The 546-nt window shown below is 58.1% G+C and carries 3 protein-coding genes; 1 reads left to right on the top strand and 2 read right to left on the bottom strand.

Translation table 11 applies throughout. The features are described from left to right. Positions 1-77: 77 nt before the first annotated feature. Together DESPIG_RS13940 and DESPIG_RS14435 are read right to left on the bottom strand one after the other, a co-directional pair. Entirely contained in the window at positions 78-257 is a 180-nt protein-coding gene (locus tag DESPIG_RS13940) for a hypothetical protein (protein WP_006009697.1), read from the bottom strand. Further along, positions 226-351 carry a Com family DNA-binding transcriptional regulator gene (locus tag DESPIG_RS14435; protein WP_248623535.1) on the bottom strand — a complete coding sequence of 42 codons (126 nt, stop codon included), beginning with the start codon at positions 349-351 and terminating at the stop codon, positions 226-228. Before DESPIG_RS14435 ends, DESPIG_RS13940 begins: the two co-directional genes overlap by 32 nt. Here DESPIG_RS14435 and DESPIG_RS14430 point away from each other — a divergent pair. After that, positions 313-546, top strand: a 234-nt coding sequence (locus DESPIG_RS14430) for a hypothetical protein (RefSeq protein WP_006009696.1), incomplete at its 3' end; no start/stop codon positions are given. The two genes, DESPIG_RS14435 and DESPIG_RS14430, sit on opposite strands and share 39 nt — an antisense overlap.

The raw sequence follows: 546 nt of genomic DNA, 5'->3' as shown, positions 1-546 counted from the left end.
GCACCAGTTCCAGGCGTTCCGCGTCGGCCTCGCGGGGATTATACAGGGCGGGACGCAGGGCGGAAACGGGCAACAGTTCAATTCTGTTCATACCCCAGCCTCCGCAGGATTTCGGCCTTGATTTCCCTGTCGGTGAAGCCAGCTCCGGTCATAAGCTCCGCTTCCCACTTTCTGAAAGCCTCGCGCTTGACCGGGATACGGTAGGGACCAACAATGATGATGGTTTCAGTTTCCGATTTCTTTTTCGGAATCAGCATAAAACGCTCCGTTCAGGCCGTCGGACGGCTCGGAGCGGGGGATCATGTCCCTCAGATGATTCAGCGTGCCACAACGGGGGCACTTTATTTCCAGGTCGCGGGCGGTTCCTTTGCCCAGCAGCTTGTTGCAATGGCCACAGCGGATTTCCTTCTTTTCCTGCATTTTCAATATTTCCAGCGGTTGCCCCATGCGTCCGCCGTGCTAGACCATGCCTTGTCCCGCGTGGACAGACACGACAGGCGGATACTCTGCAAGCGGCCTTTCTCCGCTTGTGGGGCCGTGGTGGGC

It is taken from the genome of Desulfovibrio piger ATCC 29098 (assembly GCF_000156375.1).
Lineage (GTDB): Bacteria > Desulfobacterota > Desulfovibrionia > Desulfovibrionales > Desulfovibrionaceae > Desulfovibrio > Desulfovibrio piger.
Note: the sequence above shows the minus strand (reverse complement) of the source record. Positions and strands in the feature narration are given on the sequence as shown.